Source organism: Microbacterium alcoholitolerans (genome assembly GCF_050408615.1).
Classification (GTDB): Bacteria; Actinomycetota; Actinomycetes; order Actinomycetales; family Microbacteriaceae; genus Microbacterium.
Genome location: NZ_JBNTKD010000001.1, coordinates 1,905,334 through 1,922,592, shown reverse-complemented (window position 1 = coordinate 1,922,592; position 17,259 = coordinate 1,905,334). Strand labels below are relative to the sequence as shown.

Annotated in this window: 15 protein-coding genes and 1 pseudogene; 6 read left to right on the top strand and 10 right to left on the bottom strand. The window is 69.0% G+C overall.

Annotated elements, in window-relative coordinates; genetic code table 11:
• Positions 1-96 precede the first annotated feature (96 nt).
• Positions 97-3,447: a family 20 glycosylhydrolase gene (locus tag ACQUSX_RS09175; protein ID WP_428906639.1), complete on the top strand. Its 3,351-nt coding sequence runs from the start codon at positions 97-99 to the stop codon at positions 3,445-3,447.
• A gap of 219 nt (positions 3,448-3,666) precedes the next feature.
• Here the strand turns inward: ACQUSX_RS09175 and ACQUSX_RS09170 are convergent.
• The 9 genes and pseudogenes from ACQUSX_RS09170 to ACQUSX_RS09130 all read right to left on the bottom strand — a co-directional run.
• Positions 3,667-3,726: pseudogene (locus ACQUSX_RS09170) on the bottom strand (hypothetical protein); the annotation flags it as partial.
• Between the two features lie 10 nt (positions 3,727-3,736).
• Entirely contained in the window at positions 3,737-4,849 is a 1,113-nt protein-coding gene (locus tag ACQUSX_RS09165; protein WP_428906638.1) for a hypothetical protein, read from the bottom strand.
• A complete protein-coding gene (locus ACQUSX_RS09160) occupies positions 4,843-5,613 on the bottom strand; it encodes a hypothetical protein (protein ID WP_428906637.1) in 771 nt (256 codons plus the stop codon). The genes ACQUSX_RS09165 and ACQUSX_RS09160 overlap by 7 nt, the downstream gene beginning before the upstream one ends.
• Complete coding sequence (locus ACQUSX_RS09155) at positions 5,610-6,662, bottom strand: VWA domain-containing protein (protein ID WP_428906636.1); 1,053 nt, start codon at positions 6,660-6,662, stop codon at positions 5,610-5,612. Before ACQUSX_RS09155 ends, ACQUSX_RS09160 begins: the two co-directional genes overlap by 4 nt.
• Positions 6,659-7,705, bottom strand: coding sequence for a VWA domain-containing protein (locus ACQUSX_RS09150; protein WP_428906635.1), 1,047 nt, complete (start codon positions 7,703-7,705; stop codon positions 6,659-6,661). Before ACQUSX_RS09150 ends, ACQUSX_RS09155 begins: the two co-directional genes overlap by 4 nt.
• The gene (locus ACQUSX_RS09145; RefSeq protein WP_428906634.1) at positions 7,696-8,184 is read right to left on the bottom strand and encodes a hypothetical protein; all 489 of its coding nucleotides are present in this window, start codon (positions 8,182-8,184) and stop codon (positions 7,696-7,698) included. Before ACQUSX_RS09145 ends, ACQUSX_RS09150 begins: the two co-directional genes overlap by 10 nt.
• Entirely contained in the window at positions 8,171-9,067 is an 897-nt protein-coding gene (locus ACQUSX_RS09140; protein ID WP_428906633.1) for a DUF58 domain-containing protein, read from the bottom strand. Before ACQUSX_RS09140 ends, ACQUSX_RS09145 begins: the two co-directional genes overlap by 14 nt.
• 25 nt (positions 9,068-9,092) lie before the next feature.
• Positions 9,093-10,208, bottom strand: coding sequence for an AAA family ATPase (locus ACQUSX_RS09135; protein ID WP_428906632.1), 1,116 nt, complete (start codon positions 10,206-10,208; stop codon positions 9,093-9,095).
• Positions 10,209-10,448: 240 nt separating this feature from the next.
• A complete protein-coding gene (locus ACQUSX_RS09130) occupies positions 10,449-11,855 on the bottom strand; it encodes an aminotransferase-like domain-containing protein (RefSeq protein WP_428906631.1) in 1,407 nt (468 codons plus the stop codon).
• On the opposite strand from ACQUSX_RS09130, the gene ACQUSX_RS09125 reads away from it, so the two are divergent.
• The 4 genes from ACQUSX_RS09125 to ACQUSX_RS09110 all read left to right on the top strand — a co-directional run bounded on the left by ACQUSX_RS09125 (position 11,854) and on the right by ACQUSX_RS09110 (position 15,772).
• Complete coding sequence (locus ACQUSX_RS09125) at positions 11,854-12,792, top strand: DMT family transporter (RefSeq protein ID WP_428906630.1); 939 nt, start codon at positions 11,854-11,856, stop codon at positions 12,790-12,792. The genes ACQUSX_RS09130 and ACQUSX_RS09125 overlap by 2 nt on opposite strands.
• A gap of 128 nt (positions 12,793-12,920) precedes the next feature.
• Positions 12,921-13,931: a DUF2804 domain-containing protein gene (locus tag ACQUSX_RS09120; protein WP_428906629.1), complete on the top strand. Its 1,011-nt coding sequence runs from the start codon at positions 12,921-12,923 to the stop codon at positions 13,929-13,931.
• Positions 13,932-14,003: 72 nt separating this feature from the next.
• A complete protein-coding gene (locus ACQUSX_RS09115) occupies positions 14,004-14,885 on the top strand; it encodes a hypothetical protein (RefSeq protein ID WP_428906628.1) in 882 nt (293 codons plus the stop codon).
• A gap of 44 nt (positions 14,886-14,929) precedes the next feature.
• A complete protein-coding gene (locus tag ACQUSX_RS09110) occupies positions 14,930-15,772 on the top strand; it encodes a hypothetical protein (RefSeq protein WP_428906627.1) in 843 nt (280 codons plus the stop codon).
• Positions 15,773-16,229: 457 nt separating this feature from the next.
• Here ACQUSX_RS09110 and ACQUSX_RS09105 read toward each other — a convergent pair whose 3' ends face one another.
• Complete coding sequence (locus tag ACQUSX_RS09105; protein WP_428906626.1) at positions 16,230-16,688, bottom strand: prevent-host-death protein; 459 nt, start codon at positions 16,686-16,688, stop codon at positions 16,230-16,232.
• A gap of 226 nt (positions 16,689-16,914) precedes the next feature.
• Here ACQUSX_RS09105 and ACQUSX_RS09100 point away from each other — a divergent pair, with 226 nt between their 5' ends.
• Complete coding sequence (locus ACQUSX_RS09100) at positions 16,915-17,190, top strand: WXG100 family type VII secretion target (RefSeq protein ID WP_428906625.1); 276 nt, start codon at positions 16,915-16,917, stop codon at positions 17,188-17,190.
• Positions 17,191-17,259: the final 69 nt, after the last annotated feature.

Sequence of the window (17,259 nt, the reverse complement as noted above, 5' to 3'; positions counted from 1 at the left end):
AGCCATCGCCAGTATGTTATCGATGCCATACATGAGCGGTGTCGCTCCCATCGCAGCACTCGTGCCGACATCGCCGTCCCCACAGAGAGGTCCCCAGTGAGATCACCGACCAGCAGCCCAGGGCGGCGCCTGCGCACAGCGCTCGCCGCCACGTTCACCACCGCCACCTTCGTCATCGGATCGCTCGCGCTGACCGCGCCCGCCGCCGTCGCCTCCGCTCCACTGCCCGATGTCATCCCCTCCATCGACGGCTGGCAGCAGGCAGGGGGCACGTTCACGGCATCCGACGACATCGCGATCGTCATCGACTCCGCTGACCAGCAGCTGGCATCCACCGCCGACATCCTGCGCGACGAGCTGCGCGTCGACTACCCCTCGGCGACCGTGGACTCGGCGGGTGCCGGTGCAGGCGACATCGAGCTGCGCATCGACGATGCACGCGACGATCTCGGCGAACAGGGCTACGACCTGCAGATCGGCGAGGGCATCGTCGTGACCGGAGCCGACGCCGCCGGCGTCTTCAACGGCACGCGCACCGTGCTGCAGATGCTCACCCAGCAGGAGACCCTGCCGCAGGGCTCGGTCATCGACGTGCCCGAGTACCCCGAGCGCGGCGTCACGGTCTGCGCCTGCGTGATCAACATCTCGTCCGAGTTCATCGACCGACTCATCGAGGACATGGCCTTCCTCAAGCTGAACACGATGCTCGTCGAGCTGAAGGTCAAGGTCGACGAGTACCCGCAGACCAACACCTGGTCGTACTACACCAAGGACGACATCCGCGCTCTGGTCGAGAAGGCCGAGCGGTACGGCATCGACGTGATCCCCGAGATCAATTCACCCGGTCACATGGAGATCTGGCTGGAGAACATGCCGGAGCTGCAGCTGACCAATGAGAACACCGGCGCCAAGGACGAGGTCCGCATGGACATCACCAAGGACGCCTCGTACGAGTTCTACACCGACCTGATCGATGAGTACTTCGAGGTGTTCGAGAGCGACTACTGGCACATGGGCGTCGACGAGTACATGCTCGGCAGCGGCTACGCCAACTACCCGCAGATCAAGCGCTTCGCCGAGCAGGAGTTCGGCGCCGGCGCGACCGAGAACGATGTCGTCGCCTGGTACGTCAACAAGATCAACGACTACGTGAAGTCCAAGGGCAAGTCGCTGCGCATCTGGAACGACGGCGTCATGCGCGACAACCAGTTCGTCGACTTCGACACCGACATCCTCATCGAGCACTGGAACCAGGCGGGATCCTCGATCCGGCCGCAGCAGTTCATCGACTGGGGTCACCAGATCAGCAACATCTCCAATTCGCTGTACATGGTGCGCGGCGGTTACGGCGTGAACAGCCAGGGCCTGTACGAGGGCGGTTGGACGCCGGAGGAGTTCTACGGCCAGAAGGTCACCCGCGGCACCGACCAGATCACCGGCGCGCGGATGAGCATCTGGCCCGACGGCGGCACGCCGCAGGAGGCCGAGAACACCACCGAACAGCGCATGTTCGAGCCGCTGCGCTTCGTCGCCCAGTCGACCTGGACGAACGAGCGTCCGTGGGCGACCTACGCCGACTTCAAGACCGCGATGGACACCATCGGCCGTGCGCCGCTGTGGGAGAACACCGTTCGTCAGCCGCTGCCGGCCGGCGCGTACACGCTGTCGACCGACTCCGGCGCGCTCGCCGCGGGCGATGGCGCAGGCACGGAATTGGCGGATGCCGGTGAGACGTTCACGTTCGCCCCGACCGACGACGGCTACTACACGATCACCGCGGCCGACGGTCGCTGCCTGAGCCTGGCGAACGACGGCACGATGCGCCTGAACGTCCCCGTCGAGATCGGTGCGGACGTGACGCTGAGTGTCTGCGGAACCACGACGCTGCAGAAGTGGCAGGTCCGCAAGGTCGACAGCGGCTACACCGTGGCGAACGCCGCGAGCCAGCAGTTCGTCTCGATCTCGAGCGGTCTCACCGACGTCCCCGTCGCGGGCGAGGGCTTCAAGGATGTGGCCGACGGCCGCGTCGTGCAGACGCCGGCCGACTGGGGCCGCACCGTCTGGAACGTGATCGGCGACGTGTCGGTCAACGTGGCGCCCGGCTTCATCACCGCCTCACCCGGCCAGTCGGCCGACGTGACGGTGACCGTCAACAACTCGACCGCCGATGCCCTCACCGGGGCGACCCTTCGGGTGAAGGCGGCCGATGGCTGGACGGCCCTGCCCGCGAGCATCGCGATCGATGAGATCGCCGCGAGCGGCAGTGCTGAGGTCACGGCGAAGCTCTTCAACGTCAACGCGGCAACCGGCGCAGGTGCGTTCGTGTTCGAACTCGTCGACGCCGATGGCGCAGCCATCGCCTCCGGTCAGATGCAGGCCAACTCGGTCTGCGCCGCCGGAACCGTGAAGCCGACGGCGATCGCCGCGGTCTCCAGTGAGCAGGTCTCGGGCGAGCCCGCGCCGAACGGTCCGGCCGCCGCCGCGATCGACGGCAACCCGGCGACGTACTGGCACTCGCAGTGGTCGCCGTCCGAGGCGAAGTACCCGCACTCGATCGTCATCGACCTCGGCGAAGCCCAGTCGGTGTGCGGCCTGGTGTACACCGGTCGCAGCAGCACCGGCACTGGCGGCGCGAACGGCCGCATCGGCGACTACGAGGTGTACGCCTCGGCCTATGTCTCGACCGTAGACGGCGAGTGGGGCGAGGCTGTCTCGTCCGGCACCTTCGCGAACACCGGCGATGCGCAGACAGCCGGCTTCCCCGCGCAGTCCGCGCGCTACCTGAAGCTCGTCGCGCTGTCGGAGGTCAACGGCAACCCGTGGGCCACGGCCGGCGAGCTCGCCGCGGCGGGCCCGGCGCAGGAGGCACCGGCGTATGACGCGTCGATCTCGGTCGACAAGACCGAGGTCGTGGCCGGCGACGAGATCACCGTCAGCGGATCCGGCTACGCACCCGGTGAGACGGTGAGCGTGCAGCTGGGAGACGAGGCGAGCCAGGCGCGAGCGCGCGCGAGTGCCGCGCTCGCCGACGTGGTGACGGATGCTGACGGTGCCTTCTCGGCACAGGTCGTCGTGCCGGAGCAGACGGATGCCGGCAGCCACCGGATCGTGGCGACGGGATCGACGTCAGGAGCGACCGCGTCTGCGGAGCTGAACGTCACGGCGGTCGATGGCGGCGGCGACGGTGACGGTGACGGTGGCTCCGGCGGCGACGGCTCCGGCGGCGACGGCTCGGGTGGTGACGGGGGCTCCGACGGCGACGGCACGGGCGGCACGGGCGGCAGCGGTTCGGGCGACGGCGTCGCAGGTCCCGACTCCGACGGCGACGGATCGCTCGCCGCGACCGGCGGTGAGATCGCGCTGGGCGTGATCGGCGCCGGTGTGCTCCTGACGATCGTCGGGGCTGTCGTGCTGATGATCCGTCGCCGACGGATCGGCAGCGTGTGATCAGCGCGTAGCAAGACACCGTCGGCGGTGATCGCCACGCTCACCGCCGACGGTGTCCTCGCCCCGTCGGAGCGTCCTCGCCCCCTCTGAATCACGTGAGTCAGAGGGGGCGAGGACGCTCCGACGGGGCGAGGACACCGTCGGCGGTGGTCGCCACGCTCACCGCCGACGGTGTCCTCGCCCCGTCTGAGCGTCCTCGCCCCCTCTGAATCACGTGATTCAGAGGGGGCGGCGGCGGTGGAAGGGGGCGAGGATGCCGGTCACCGATGCGGTCAGACCAGCAGCCGACTCAGAATCCGGGGTACTCCTGCAGCCGCTGCTCGAACTCGGCGCGGTCGGCTTCGGGCAGCACCTCGCGGGCGATGATCATCAGCTGCACGCCTTCGAGCGGCTCACCGGTCTGCTGGTGGACCGCGTCACGCTGCGTGCGGAACTCGCCGGTCGAGTCGTTCGACAGGTCGTACGCGTTGACGTAGAAGCGCAGCGGCTCGGGGTAGGTGTCGCTGTAGTACTCCCAGGTGTGCTGGCGGCTGACGTCCGCTGAGCCGTAGAGCTTGGCGACCATGTCGTCCGAGATCCCCGAGCCGGGCTCGTTCAGGGCGTAGAGTCCCCACATGCCCCGTTCGATCAGCACCTCGTCGATGGTGCTCATCACCTGGCGCTTGACCTCGTCGTCCTGCACCGGCTGCTCGGTCGTCCAGATCGTGGAGGTGTAGCGCTTGAGCATCGACTCGCCGCCGTAGCCGTTGCGCTCCGGGCTGATGTCGACCGCGCCCGATTCGACCCAGGTGTAGCCGAACCGATCGCTGAGGCGGGACCGCACCTCGGCCATCAGCTCGTCGCCTTCGGCCTGCACCTGCTCCAGAGAGGGTCCGTTCAGGGCGTCATAGGCCGGCGACCCCTTCACACCCGGGTACGCCTGCTCGTGCTTCTGCACCTCGGACTTCGTGCCGTCGTACGCGTGCGTCGCCGCGGAGCGCAGCGCGCCCATCGCACCGACCGTGGCCACGTTGAACACGAGCGTGACGGCGAGGGCGATGGCTCCCAGCATCCGACCGCGCGGCGTCAGCAGCGCCGCGACGAGCACTCCGACGAGCACGAACTGCACCACCAGCATCGAGACGCCGTACAGTGTGTCGGTGCCGCCGGCGCCCATCAGCAGCAACAGCGCGATCACGAACAGTCCCGTCGCCGAGATGGCGACGAGACCCAGGGCGTTCACGGACTTCTTCTCCGGCGCGGGTGCGGCCGTGTACACGACGTCGCCGGATGCCGGAGCGAGTCCCGCCGCGGCATCCAGCCCGCCGGCCGTACGGCGGGCGCCGTGATAGCCGCCCGGCGGGGGGACGGGCGGTGCCCCGTCGGCGCCGCCGACGTACCTGCTGCGCTGCCGATCTACCATGGCTTGTCCGTTCCGCCCCCGCCGCCGTCCTCGCCGTCGAGCTGGTCCTCCCGCTCCTGCGCGCCCTGGTTCAGGCGGTCCTCGATGTCGTTCAGGTCGCTCTGCGAGGGCTGGTCCTGCTCGCCCTCCTCCGGCTGCTGCGGCTGCTCGCCCTCACCGGGATCCTGCTGCTGGCTCTGCTGCTGCTTCTCCTGCTGGCGCTGCTCGTTCTGCTCGAGGGTGTCGCTCATGTCGCGATTCGGATCGGGCGACTGATCCTGTGCATCGTCACTGCTGCACTCCTCGGGCGTCTCCACCGTCATCTGGAGCGCCTCGCCGTAGAACCCCGAGGCGGCCACCGCGTCCCCGTCGGCCTGCGCGGCGTCGCCCTGCCGCTCCATCACCAGTGAGAGGTTGATCCGCACGAAGCACACGTCCAGGCCCGTGGCGAGAGGAAGCGCCTCCTCGAGCTCGAACCGCGCCTCGGGCAGCTTCTCAGCGCCGGCCATCGCCGTGCCGAGGTTGTACGGCGCCTTGAACGGCTCGAACCAGTTCAGGAAGTCCTGACCGCGGGCGGCCGACTCGGATTCGGCGTACCCGCCGCCGATGAACGAGCTGACCGACTGGTGCGCGAACGCGTACATGCTCAGCAGCTTGCCGACGAAAAGCAGTGCGGCGAGAGTGAGCGGGAGGGTCGCGATCGCGACCCAGCGGCGGATGCTGCGGCGTCGCCGATTGACGGCCAGCAGCGTCGCGGCGGCATCTGCCCGGGTGGGAGCGCTCATCGGGCACCTCCCGTCGGGTGGGTGCGGGAATCCCGCGAGGGACGAGTCCGGGAGTCGGCCGAGGGGCGGGCCAGGCCGCGCAGTCGCGTGACCTGCATGGTCGCGCGGGCGAGCTCGACCGCGATCAGGGTCAGCAGCACCAGCGCGAGCACCCAGTACAACTCGATGACGTTGCCCACCTCGCCGGAGGACGCGTAGTCCGTCGTGCTGGTCGGGGCGTCCGGAAGGCTGATCTCGGCATCCGCCGCTCTCGCCTGGTAGTCGACGCCGAGCTGCTCTGAGATCTGCCGCAGGTTGTCCTCATCGCGCACCGACATGGCGGGCGCGCCCTGGTACTCGATGTATTCGGCGCTCTCGCCGGCGCCGGCGCCGGTGGTCTTGCGCATCGGCCCGCCCTCCGCGGTTCCGTAGCCGAGCACCGCACCGCCGTCGACGAACTTCGCAGCCGCCGCGAACGACTCCGGCTCGCTGGTGACCGTCTGCTCCCCGTCGCCGAGGTAGAACACCATGCGGCCGCGCTCCGGTGCGGCCTTCGCCGCGGCGGAGAGAGTCTCGGCCAGCATCCGATTCGCGATGCCGATCGACGACCCGCGCGACTGGTCGGTGACCTCGGGGCTCATCACCTCGAGTGATGACATCAGCGCCGTGGCATCCGTCGTCAGCGGCAGGCGCAGCTGCGCCGCCGCATCGAAGCTGATGAGTGAGAACCGCGCGCCGGGGTACTCGTCGACGATCGCCTGCACGTCGGCGCGGACACCGTCCAGGCGCGGCGCGCCGTCGCCCCAGTCCTCTGCGACGATGCTCGCGGTCGTGTCGACGACGAGCACGATGTCGGTGTCGGTCGCGAGGGTCTGCGAGGTGCCGCCCGGGATGCCGGGGCGCAGCAGCATGGCGAAGACGACCACGACCATGCCGAGCCGGAGCACCCAGATGCCGCGGCCGGCATGCGAGGACGCAGGGCCCTTCACGAGCGCCCAGACCGCGAGTGCGACGAACGGCGCGCACAGCAGGACGAGCAGCAGCGGATGCAGGACGGGCTGGAGGATCACAGTCGCACCCTCTCCCCACGCCCACTCCGATCATCGCTTCGCGCTGACCGGAGCCTCCTGGGCGCGAGGGCCCCTAACAGCACCAGGAAGGCCAGCACGGCGACGAGCGTGAGCGCGATCCACAGGTTCGGGCTGTCGACGCGGATCACCTGGGCCTGACCCTTCAGCGCCTTCGCCTCCTGCTGCTGGATCTCAGCGATGATGTCGGCCACGGTCGTCGTGTCGCGCAGCGCGTACGACTGGCCTCCGGTGAGCGCGGCGGCGTCCGACAGCTGTGCGCTGACCTCGGCGTCTTTGCCCTGCACCGGATTGAGGGCGAACACGCGCACCTGGCGTGACTTCGCGTACTGCGCGGCCTCTTCAATGGTGAGGATCGACGCCCCCGCGAGCTCGTTGTCGGTGGCGAGGATCACCGAGCGGCTGCGCTCGTCATCGAGGTGATCGAACCGCATTGTGCAGGCGGCCAGACCATCGCCGATCAGCGAGGCGCCGGGACCGTTCAGCGTGCCGACCCAGTGCTCGGGCGTCTCGTCGACGTAGTCGAAGCTGCTTCGGATGCGCTCCAGCTGGTCGCGCACGAACGGGTAGTCGTCGGTGAGGGGGAACACCTGCACCGGCGAGCTGTTGAAGATCGTCAGGCCGATCCGCTCGCCCTCGAATCCCTCCAGCAGATCCTCGAACACGGCGAGCACCTCGACGTCCACCTCCGACATCGACCCCGACACGTCCAGGCACAGCATGATGTCGCGGCTGGTGTTGATCGGCTGGACGGTCTTGGCCGCCATCGGGCGCGCGGCGATGACGCCGCCAAGGACCACGGCGATCGAGCCGAGCACGAGGATGCCGGCGAGCAGCGTCATGCGGCGGTTGACGGCAGTGCGGAATGCCGGGAGGGCGCGCAGCCGTTCGGCCCGCGACACGAGGCCGGCCGGATCGGTGCTGTCCTGTGCACGGCTGCGCGTGCCCAGCAGGATGCCGATCGCGACGGCGACGATGAGCACGCCGAGTGCGACCGGGATCATCCACCAGTGGTTCAGCGCCATGTCGTCACGACCTTGCGCGCAGCTTCGGCGCCGTAGGCGGGGTCGATCGCCGGGCCGCGCTGGAAGATGCTCGGGTAGTAGTGCCGGCGGATCGCATCGATCAGCGCGGGATCCACGCCGCGGGCGACCAGGTCGTCGAGTGAGAGCACCGGCGCTTCGAGGCCGGAGTACTCGTTGACGAACGAGCGCACTGTTCGGCTCAGCTCGAGGTTCGCGCGCCGAGGGTCCATATTCCCTGATCGGTATGCGTCCTCGATGCGCTGCACGTCGGCCAGGTATTCGCTGCGCAGCTGCGCGAGTACCTCGGCTGCCGGCGGCACGTACTGCGCTGTGCCGAGGAGTGTGATGCTGCGCTTCGGGCGGGTGAGGACGATCAGCAGCCATGCGGCCAGGGCGAGCAGCAGCAGAACGCCGATGGCGACCAGGATCCATCCCCAGCCGTACTGGGTGGGAGGGTAGAGCTCATCAGAGGCGGGCATGCGACCTCCTGTTGAGCATCGACAGCAGCGTCGGCACGGCGGCATCCTGCCGGCCGAACTCGGAGTGCGTGATCTCGAGGCGGCGCAGCAGGTCGTGGCGGCGCGCGGTGTCCGCCGCCTCCTGTGCAGCCAGTTCGGCGAGCACCTCCGCATCGCCGCGGACGAAGTCCGGCACCGCCCAGCCGGTGTCCACGTCCCGCCGGCGCCCGTGCGTCGCGTCGGCGCTGTCCGAGGCCACGGGGTCGGCGTCGCGCACGGTCAGCCAGATGACGTCGTGCTGCACTCTCAGCCTGCGCAGCATCCGATCCGTCTCATCGGTGACGGGAGCCTCGTCGGTGACGATCACGACGATCATCCGCCGAGCGATGTTGCGCGCGACGTAGTTCAGCAGGCGGTCGCGGTCGTTCGCCGATGTGCTCTCATCGATCGCGCGGGTCACAGTGCGCAGGGCGTGTTCGAGTGATCCCTCGCTGCTGCCGGGGGCGAGTCGTCGCACCGACGCGGCGTCTCCGTACACCACCGAGAAGTCGTCGCCGTGGCGCACCGTGAGGAAGCCGAGGGCTCCGGTCAGCAGCACGACCAGGTCGCGCTTGCCGCTCTCGTCCTCGGCGAGGGCCTTCATGCCGCGACCGGCATCGACCAGGAACAGCACAGTGTGCTTGCGGGTCGCCTTGGTGCGCTTGATGAGCGGCTCACCGTGCTTCGCGGTGGCGCGCCAATCGATGTCGCGGACGTGATCACCGAACTCGTACGGGCGCAGGTCCTCGAAGTCGAGGCTGCGCCCGCGCAGCAGCGATGCGTAGGCGCCATCGAGCGCGTGCATCGACTTCTGCGACGAGTGGATGAAGAGCTTGCTCTTCACCTGGGTGACAAGGCTGGTCAAGATCGGTCCTGGGCTTGTCGACGGGTTACGGGGTCGGCACGGCGGCGAAGATCTGGTCGATGATCTCCTCGCTTCGGATGCCCTCGGCGTCGGCCTCGAACGTCAGCAGCACGCGGTGGCGCAGCACCAGATGGCGCAGCTCGCGGACGTCCTCCGGCAGCACATGCGCGCGGCCCTTGAGCAGCGCGAGGGCGCGCGACGCCTGCAGGAATGCGATGCTCGCGCGCGGGCTGGCGCCGTACTTGATGTACCGTGCGCGGTCTTCGCCGATGTACGGCCCGGGGTTCCGGGTGACATACGCCAGCTGCACGATGTAGTTGCGGATGGCGGGGTCGACGTAGACGCGCGAGGCGATCTGCTGCAGGTCATGCACGTCGTCCAGACTGACGGCACCGGGCACGTGACGGTCCGGGTCGAGGACGCCCGAGTCGATGCGCCCCAGGATCTCGAACTCCTCGGCAGGACTGGGGTACTCGACGATCTCCTTCAGCAGGAACCGGTCCATCTGCGCCTCGGGCAGCTCGTACGTGCCCTCCTGCTCGATCGGGTTCTGCGTGGCGATGACCAGGAACGGCTGAGGGAGGTGGTGCACCTCGCCGCCGATCGTGGTCTGTCGCTCCTGCATCGCCTCGAGCATCGCCGACTGGGTCTTGGCGCTGGAGCGGTTGATCTCGTCGAGCAGCACGAAATTCGCGTGCACCGGGCCCAGCACCGTGCGGAAGGTGCCGGAGGACGCGTCGTAGATCTGGCTGCCGGTGATGTCGCTCGGCAGCAGGTCGGGGGTGCACTGGATGCGCTTGAAGGACGCCTTCACGGTGTCGGCGAGGGTGCTCGCCGCCGTGGTCTTCGCGAGCCCTGGTACGGATTCGAGCAGGATGTGCCCGCCTGCGATCAGCGCGACGAGCAGGCTGGTGCGCAGCCGCTCCTGGCCGACCATCTTGGTCGAGTACGAATTGGAGATGACGCGGATGATCTCGCGAGCGCGGGCAAGATCACCACCGTCGGATGCTGGGGTTGCTGCGTCTTTCGAAGGGCGCGAGTCTGCCTGGGTTCTTGAGCCCGCCGAAGGGCGCGGAGCCGGCGGAGGCGGCGGGGGAGGCGGGGCGGAAGCCCCATCGAAGACGGGGAAGGACTCGGTCATCGGCGCTCTCCTCACAGCGTGCGGCCTCGTGCGAAGGCCAGGTCAAGGGTAGCCGTCGCCTCTTGGAGGTCGGCCCAGACTGTGGATGCTGTTCGTGCAGCTTCGCCTCACTCTGCTCGCCGTCGCCCACACCGTCCTCTCCACTCTCCACCCCCTTGCGATCGGCCCGCGCCATCGACTCAGCTCCGCGTCAAGCCCGCACTCCATCCACGCACGCCGGAAACGATCGTCTTCGGCGTTCTAGGCGGCCGAGATGGTGCGGCCGATGATTCGGGAGGCGTGGGGGAATGCGCTGGGGTTGGGGCCGGAGTAGTTGAGGCGGAGGTAGCGGCCGGTGGGTTCGGCGGGGAACCAGTCGTCTCCGGCGGCGATGATGACGCCTTGGTCTTCGCAGTCGCGGGTGAGCTGCTGCAGGTTGGTGTCATCGGGCAGCCGCAGCCAGAGGTTCAGCCCGCCGAGGGGCGCGGCGTCGAGGTGCGCGGCGGGGGCGTGCTCGCGGAGCGCGTCGATGAGGAGGTCGCGGCGGGCGGCGAGCTGTTGCCGGAGTGAGCGCAGGTGCGTGCTCCAAGCGGGTTGTGTCACGACGTCGACGGCGACGGCTTGCAGCGCCGCGCTGACGTACATCGCCTGGGCCTGGGTGTCCGCGAGGATGCGGTCACGCGCGGGGCCGCGGGCGATCAGCCCCGCGACTCGCAGCGAGGGCGACACGCTCTTGGTGAGCGAACGCAGGTAGACGACGTGGCCGCTGTCGTCTCGGGCCGCGACGGGGGCCGAGTCGGTGGTGATGCCGAAGTCGTGCGCCCAGTCGTCCTCGATGAGGAACGCGCCGTGCTCGCGCACGATCTCGAGCACGGTATCGCCCAGCTCGGCCGACCACTGGCCTCCGGTGGGATTGGCAAAATTGGGTTGCGCATAGAACGCGCGCGCCCCCGTCTGCGCGAAGGCACGGTCGAGGTCGTCAGGGTTCGGGCCGTGCGGCCCGGAGGGGATCGGTATGAGCTGCACGCCGACCTGGGCGGCGGCGAGCATCGCCCCCCAGTAGCTCGGAGACTCGATCAACAGCGGCCGCCCCGCTCCGACGAGGGTGCGGAACAGGGTGCTGAGGCCGCTCTGACTGCCAGGCAGGATCACCACGTCACTCGCGACCGGGGCGGTGAGGCCTGCCGGGGTGATCGCGGCGAGTTCGGATGCGAACCAGGATTGAAGTTCGGGCAGGCCCGCGACGGGCGGGCGGCTCACCACCGCCTCGCTCCTGGTAGCGCGGGCGAACGCGGCCCGCACCAGGCGCTCGGGCAGCAGCTCCTTGTCGGGGTAGCCCGAATGCAGCGCGATCACGTCGTTCGGTGTCGTGCGCAGCGCTGACGACGCGGCGGGGATGCGGTGCTGCAGAGAGCCGAGCGCAGCCGTCTGCCACCCGTAGTCACTCGGCCGGGCGGTGCGGATCGCGCGCACGAACGTGCCGACGCCGGGCCGCGACTCGATGACACCTTGCCCGATGAGTGTTCGGAGCGCTTTCTGCACGGTGACCGGGCTGGCTTCGAACTGGGCGACGAGCTGCCGGGTCGAGGGAAGCTGCGCGCGCGGGGGCGCGGCCGCGATCCACTCGCGAAGCGAGGCCGCGATCCGATCACTGCTACTGTTGGACATGACACGCAACGATACCGCTACTCAGAATATTGCGAGACCGCTACCCGGGTCGCGCTCGGGGTTGTGGTCGGGGCTATGGTGGGGGCTGCTCGGGGTGGCGGCGTTCTCGTTCACGGTGCCGTTCACTCGATTTGCGGTGGAGAACGGGCATATGTCGGCCCTGTTCGTCGGTTCGGGTCGCGCGGTGATTGCCGCGGTCCTCGCCGTGCTCGCGCTCGGCCTGACCCGGCAGAAGCTCCCTCGCGGAAAGCAGTGGCTCCAAGTCGCTGTCGTCGCGGGCGGGGCAGTAGTCGGGTTCCCGCTGCTGACCTCGTTCGCGCTGACGACAGCGCCAGCGAGCCATGGGGCGGTGGTGATTGCGCTGCTTCCCGCGGCAACGGCGGTGATCGCGGTCGTGCGCACGGGCGAGCGCCCGGCACGTGCGTTCTGGGTCGCCGCCGGGTTCGGCGCGGTCGCGGCCGTGGTCTTCGCCGTGATCCAGGGTGGCGGCCTCGGCGGCCTGCACGTCTCAGATCTGCTGCTGTTCGCCGCGGTGATCGTGTGCGCGATCGGCTACGCGGAGGGCGGGCTGCTCTCCCGTGCGCTGGGGTCGTGGCAGACGATTTCGTGGGCGCTCGTGCTCGCTTCCCCGCTGATGATCCTGCTCACCGGCATCGCCGTGGCACACCAGCCGCCGACGGGCACGCTCGCGGAGTGCGGGGCGTTCGCGTACCTCGCGGTGGTGAGTATGTTCCTCGGATTCTTCGCCTGGTACCGCGGCCTCGCCATCGGCCCGATGGCCCAAGTGAGCCAGGTGCAGCTGACCCAGCCTGTGATGAGCATCCTCTGGGCGGGCCTGATCCTGGGCGAGTACATCGGCTGGCAGACCATCGTCGGCGGCATCGCCGTCATCGGCTGCGCGCTGCTGGCCGTCCGTGCTCGCAATCGCGGGAAGTAGCGTGCGCTCATGAGACACACGCTCCGGTATCGGAGTTTCGGAGGCGCGTCGACGTTGACGACAAGGCCCACGCGCCAAGGATTGATCCACCGATAGTCTGAGCCCACCCGCCGATCAAAGGATCCGCCATGTCCGAGGAGCGCGAGCTCACCACGCCGGTCTCACTCACGCTGCCGAACGGCACCTTGAATCCGGATGCCGTGGGCTGGGCCCGCACACCGCTCGTCGACACGTCGGGCATCGCCCGTGACGGGGTGCGCTTCTTCGGCCGCAACAAGCGCTGGGAGTACTGGGCGGTCACCACGCCCACGCACGTGATCGGCATGACCGTCTCATCGATCGACTACGCGGCCGTGAACTCGATATGGGTGCTCGATCGGGCATCCGAGCGCACCTGGCATGCTGAGCCGACGCTCATCCCGGCGCGCGGCGTGACGCTGCCTCCGCGCGCCGAGGCCGGGCCGAGCCGCGCCCGTGCCAAGGACTTCCGCATCGACATCGACGAACTTCCCGAAGGCACTCGCCTGCGCGCGAGCATCCCCGGTGTCGAGATCGACGTCATCGCCGCGCTGCCGGAGGGGCACGAGCGTCTCGCCGTCGTCGTGCCGTGGAGCAGCACGCGGTTCCAGTACACGGTGAAGGACGTCGCGCGCCCGGCATCCGGCATCATCGTCCTCGACGGCGAGACGCACACCCTTCCCGCAGGGGAGTCGTGGGCGACTCTCGATCACGGCCGCGGGCGCTGGCCGTACGACATCCGCTGGAACTGGGGCGCGGGCTCCGGCGTCTGGGACGGGCGCACCGTCGGCATCCAGGTCGGCGGAAAGTGGGCCGACGGCACCGGCTCGACCGAGAACGCCTTCCTCGTCGACGGACGCCTGCACAAGATCAGCGCCGAACTGGACTGGCAGTACGACCTCGCCGACTGGCGGCGACCCTGGCGGGTCACCGGCGGCGGATTGGATGCCACGTTCGCGCCGGTCTACAACAAGATCTCCCGCACGAACCTCGGGGTCGTGTCGTCGTCGACCGATCAGTGCTTCGGCGACTGGTCCGGCACGTTCCGCACGGCAGAGGGCGACGACATCGCGTTCGAGGGCATCTTCGGCTGGGCCGAGGACGTGCACAACCGCTGGTGAGCACCGGATGCGGCGGAAGTTTCCACCCGCCGCAGGCTGGCGCCCCGGTGACGGCGCGGTCAACATGGGCGCATGTCGAACAACGCATTATGGGGCGCGGACGTCGAGCAGCTCCACGCCACCGCAGTGACCTTCGCGGCCGCGGCCCAGCAGCTGATCATCGTCGCCGGACGCACGACGCTGGCGCTCCAGTCCGACCTGACCTGGAACGGTCCCGATGGCGAGCGGTTGCGTGCACGCTGGCGCGACGAGGCACTGCCCGCTGTGGCAACGGTCGCCGGTCAGCTGCGTGAGGCGGGGCTGCACCTGGTGCGCGAGGCCGACCAGCAGCTCGCGGTGAGCACGGACGGCGTGGTGGGCTCGGCCGGTCCTGCGGGAGCGCCGCCTGCGGCGGGAGCACCGCACGGGGCATCCAGATCCGCTGCGGCCACCGCGCCGGCCGACTGGGCCACGCGGCTCGAGGGCATCCGCGACGTGCTCGTCGCGCTGCCGGGCCAGGCCATGCTCGGTCGCGTGCTCAGCGAACTGCCCCGGGGCGGCGACGATTGGCTCGAACTGTCCGGTGCGATCTCCCGCGCCGAGAAGATCGGCGGTTTCGCGAGCATCGGAATGGCGGGACTGGACGTGTACTCCACCGTCGTCGACGCCGACGGGCTGGTGGCCGCCATCGAGGACGGCGATGTGGCCGGCGGCATCGAGCACGGCGTTCCGCTGGCGTTCAAGGCGATGGGTCCTCAGGTGGACATGACGCTCGGCACCGCCTGGTCGGCCGGGACGATGATCGGCGGCGCCATCAACGACTCGATGGAGGGCACCCGCTACGGCGACATCGTGCGCGATATGAGCGAAGGCGCCTTCGACGAGAACGGTGCGTGGGGGATGCTGCAGGTGCCGGGCATCCTCGGCATGGCCGCTTACGAGTACCTGACCGAGGACCGCCCGCCGGCACCGTGAGCCCACCCCGCGCGCACGCTACGCTGGGGCGCGGAGGGGCGAGTGTGCTGAGAGTGACGTTGCGCGGTGCGGGGATTCCCACGGTGGTGCTGGGCTCCGGAGACACGCTGCTGATGGGCCGTTCGCCCGACGCCGCACTGCCGGCCGACGACTCGGCGGTGAACGTCACCGCGCTCGCGCTGCCACACGTCGCACCGCACGTCTCGCGTCTCGGTGGCGAAGTGAGCGTCGGCGAAGAGGTTGTCCGGCTGCGCTGGCATGCGTCCACCCCGGCCCAGCTGTCCAGTCTGTTCGACGCCCCCGGCGGCGCACGCCGGGTGAGCCTGTCGGAGGGCATGTCTGCGCTGCTGGATGAGGGCGAGAACCAGCTGCTGATCTATCGCGGACGACAGACCGGCGCGGGAGCCTTCGTGGACCTCGTGCTGACCCTAGACGTCGAAGCCGTGCAGGACGAGGCCGAGCAGGTCGCCTGGGCCGGCATTCCGCTGCCCGCGGGCGATGACGACGCCACGGCCGCCGCACCCCAGCTCGAGCGCTGGTCGCGCGAGTGGTACGTGGCGCTCGCGCTCACCGAACCCTGGCTGAGCGGCGCCGACGACTATCCCCGCCCGCCGTCGAACCGCGAGATCTACGAGCGCGTGCTCGCGTGGCGCGGTCACGCCTGGAACCTCGAGCGGGCGCAGCGCGTCGACGACGCGATCCGCTCGGTCGCGCGACTCGCCTTCGGACCGGCCGACGACCCGTTCACCTCCACCGAAGGGCGCGTGCAGAACCTGCGGTTCGCGGTGGCGCGCCGCATCGCCGAGATCGGCCTGGTCACCATGACCGATCTGCAGGCCGTGCTCATCGCGCAGGCGCGCGGCAACGGCATCCGGCCCGACGCCTGACCTCATCGCAGGACGTGCGGCGCGGCGTGCCGGAAGGACTCGTCGTCGAGCCACTCAGCGAAGGCCCTGTCGCAACCTGGATCGACCCCGGGGAGACATTCGCCATCGTGACCTGGGGGAGTGGGAGCTGCCCTCCCGTTGCGACTGCGCTCACTGCCGACCGCCCCGACCGCGTTGACCTGACCTTCGGTCCGTCCCCCAACGATCCCTGCACCGCAGACATGTCTCCGACGACGCATGAATTCGAGCTGCCGGACGAGATCACTCGCAGCCCCGTGACCGTCAACATCCCCTACGAAGACTGGCCAGGGACGGACGTGCTCACGCTGGAGTAGCACCCTGCGCGCCGCATCACACCGGCGTCCTTATGGTTACTTGGTCGCGTTCGGATGGTGCGTGTGCACCTGCTCGATGAATACGTCATGGCCGTCGACGAAGAACCAGTCCTCCGCCACAGTTAGGGGCGCCCCACCGGCTCAGGGTCGTCGAGCCACTCGACGGAGGCTGCGCCAAGGCCCGCGGCGATCGCTGTCGCCGTCTCGCGCCAGGAGGTGAGCTCTGCGATTGCGAGATACGGTTGCCCCGTCGAGAAGGACGCCCGGGCCGCGTTGACGAGATCCCGTGCGCAGGTATCTCGATCAGCCTCAGATAGGGCGAGCATCCATGGGAAGCGATCCGCCATCCGGGAGCTGAGTGTGCCCTCCTCGTCAAGCGTCACCGTGATGAGGTCGGCGGCGAACTGCAGCAACGAGGCGCGAGCGTCCGCCTCGCGCTGGGACATCAGCACAAGGGGCTCACCATCGCGGCGAGTGATCTGGACCGCGTGGTCTTCGGCCTCAGCGAATACATCGGCCGAGTGCTTGCTCAGATCGGACGAGCGCCGAGTCGTGGTGCGGAAGTCATTGATCAGAGTCATGAGCTCATTCTATTCGGAACGTGTTCGGAAGTCTACCCTTGGGGTGGTTCTCCCAGCGCCGACCCGACGCGCAAGAGGCCGATCCGCCACGCAGATCCGCCCTCCGCAAGCCGGAAATTTCCACCCCCACTGCGCTCGTCAACCGCCCGCATCCTCGCCTAGCGTCGTGCCCATCGCCCCCACTGGGCGGCACAGCCCACGACCGGGCGGCAGAGGAGGATGCGACATGTACGACCGTTCGAGCTTCTACGGCATCGACCCCGAGTACTCGCGAAATGCATCGCGGCAGATGGACTCACAGGCAGGCGAACTGAAGGGCGCGGTCGACAACATGTCGGCTCTGCTCGACGCCGTGCTGTGGCTGGGGCCGGCCGCGGAGCGCTTCAAGACCGATTGGGACGGATCGCTGCGTCCCGAGCTACAGAATGCAGCCGACTCGCTGCGCGACAACGCCGCCGAGTTGCGTCGTCGAGCGGACCTTCAGGACGAGGTCAGCCGCTGACGCGCAGCGGAAGTTTCCACCCCTCGGCGGGTGGAATTCCACGGCGCAAGACCATAGCTTCGCCACATC

Coding starts and splice junctions, on each gene's coding strand:
- ACQUSX_RS09105 (WP_428906626.1), bottom strand. CDS start 16,688: ATGACTCTGATCAATGACTTCCGCACCACGACTCGGCGCTCGTCCGAT.
- ACQUSX_RS09120 (WP_428906629.1), top strand. CDS start 12,921: ATGTCCGAGGAGCGCGAGCTCACCACGCCGGTCTCACTCACGCTGCCG.
- ACQUSX_RS09165 (WP_428906638.1), bottom strand. CDS start 4,849: ATGGTAGATCGGCAGCGCAGCAGGTACGTCGGCGGCGCCGACGGGGCA.
- ACQUSX_RS09145 (WP_428906634.1), bottom strand. CDS start 8,184: ATGCCCGCCTCTGATGAGCTCTACCCTCCCACCCAGTACGGCTGGGGA.
- ACQUSX_RS09150 (WP_428906635.1), bottom strand. CDS start 7,705: ATGGCGCTGAACCACTGGTGGATGATCCCGGTCGCACTCGGCGTGCTC.
- ACQUSX_RS09130 (WP_428906631.1), bottom strand. CDS start 11,855: ATGTCCAACAGTAGCAGTGATCGGATCGCGGCCTCGCTTCGCGAGTGG.
- ACQUSX_RS09115 (WP_428906628.1), top strand. CDS start 14,004: ATGTCGAACAACGCATTATGGGGCGCGGACGTCGAGCAGCTCCACGCC.
- ACQUSX_RS09160 (WP_428906637.1), bottom strand. CDS start 5,613: ATGAGCGCTCCCACCCGGGCAGATGCCGCCGCGACGCTGCTGGCCGTC.
- ACQUSX_RS09135 (WP_428906632.1), bottom strand. CDS start 10,208: ATGACCGAGTCCTTCCCCGTCTTCGATGGGGCTTCCGCCCCGCCTCCC.
- ACQUSX_RS09125 (WP_428906630.1), top strand. CDS start 11,854: ATGACACGCAACGATACCGCTACTCAGAATATTGCGAGACCGCTACCC.
- ACQUSX_RS09100 (WP_428906625.1), top strand. CDS start 16,915: ATGTACGACCGTTCGAGCTTCTACGGCATCGACCCCGAGTACTCGCGA.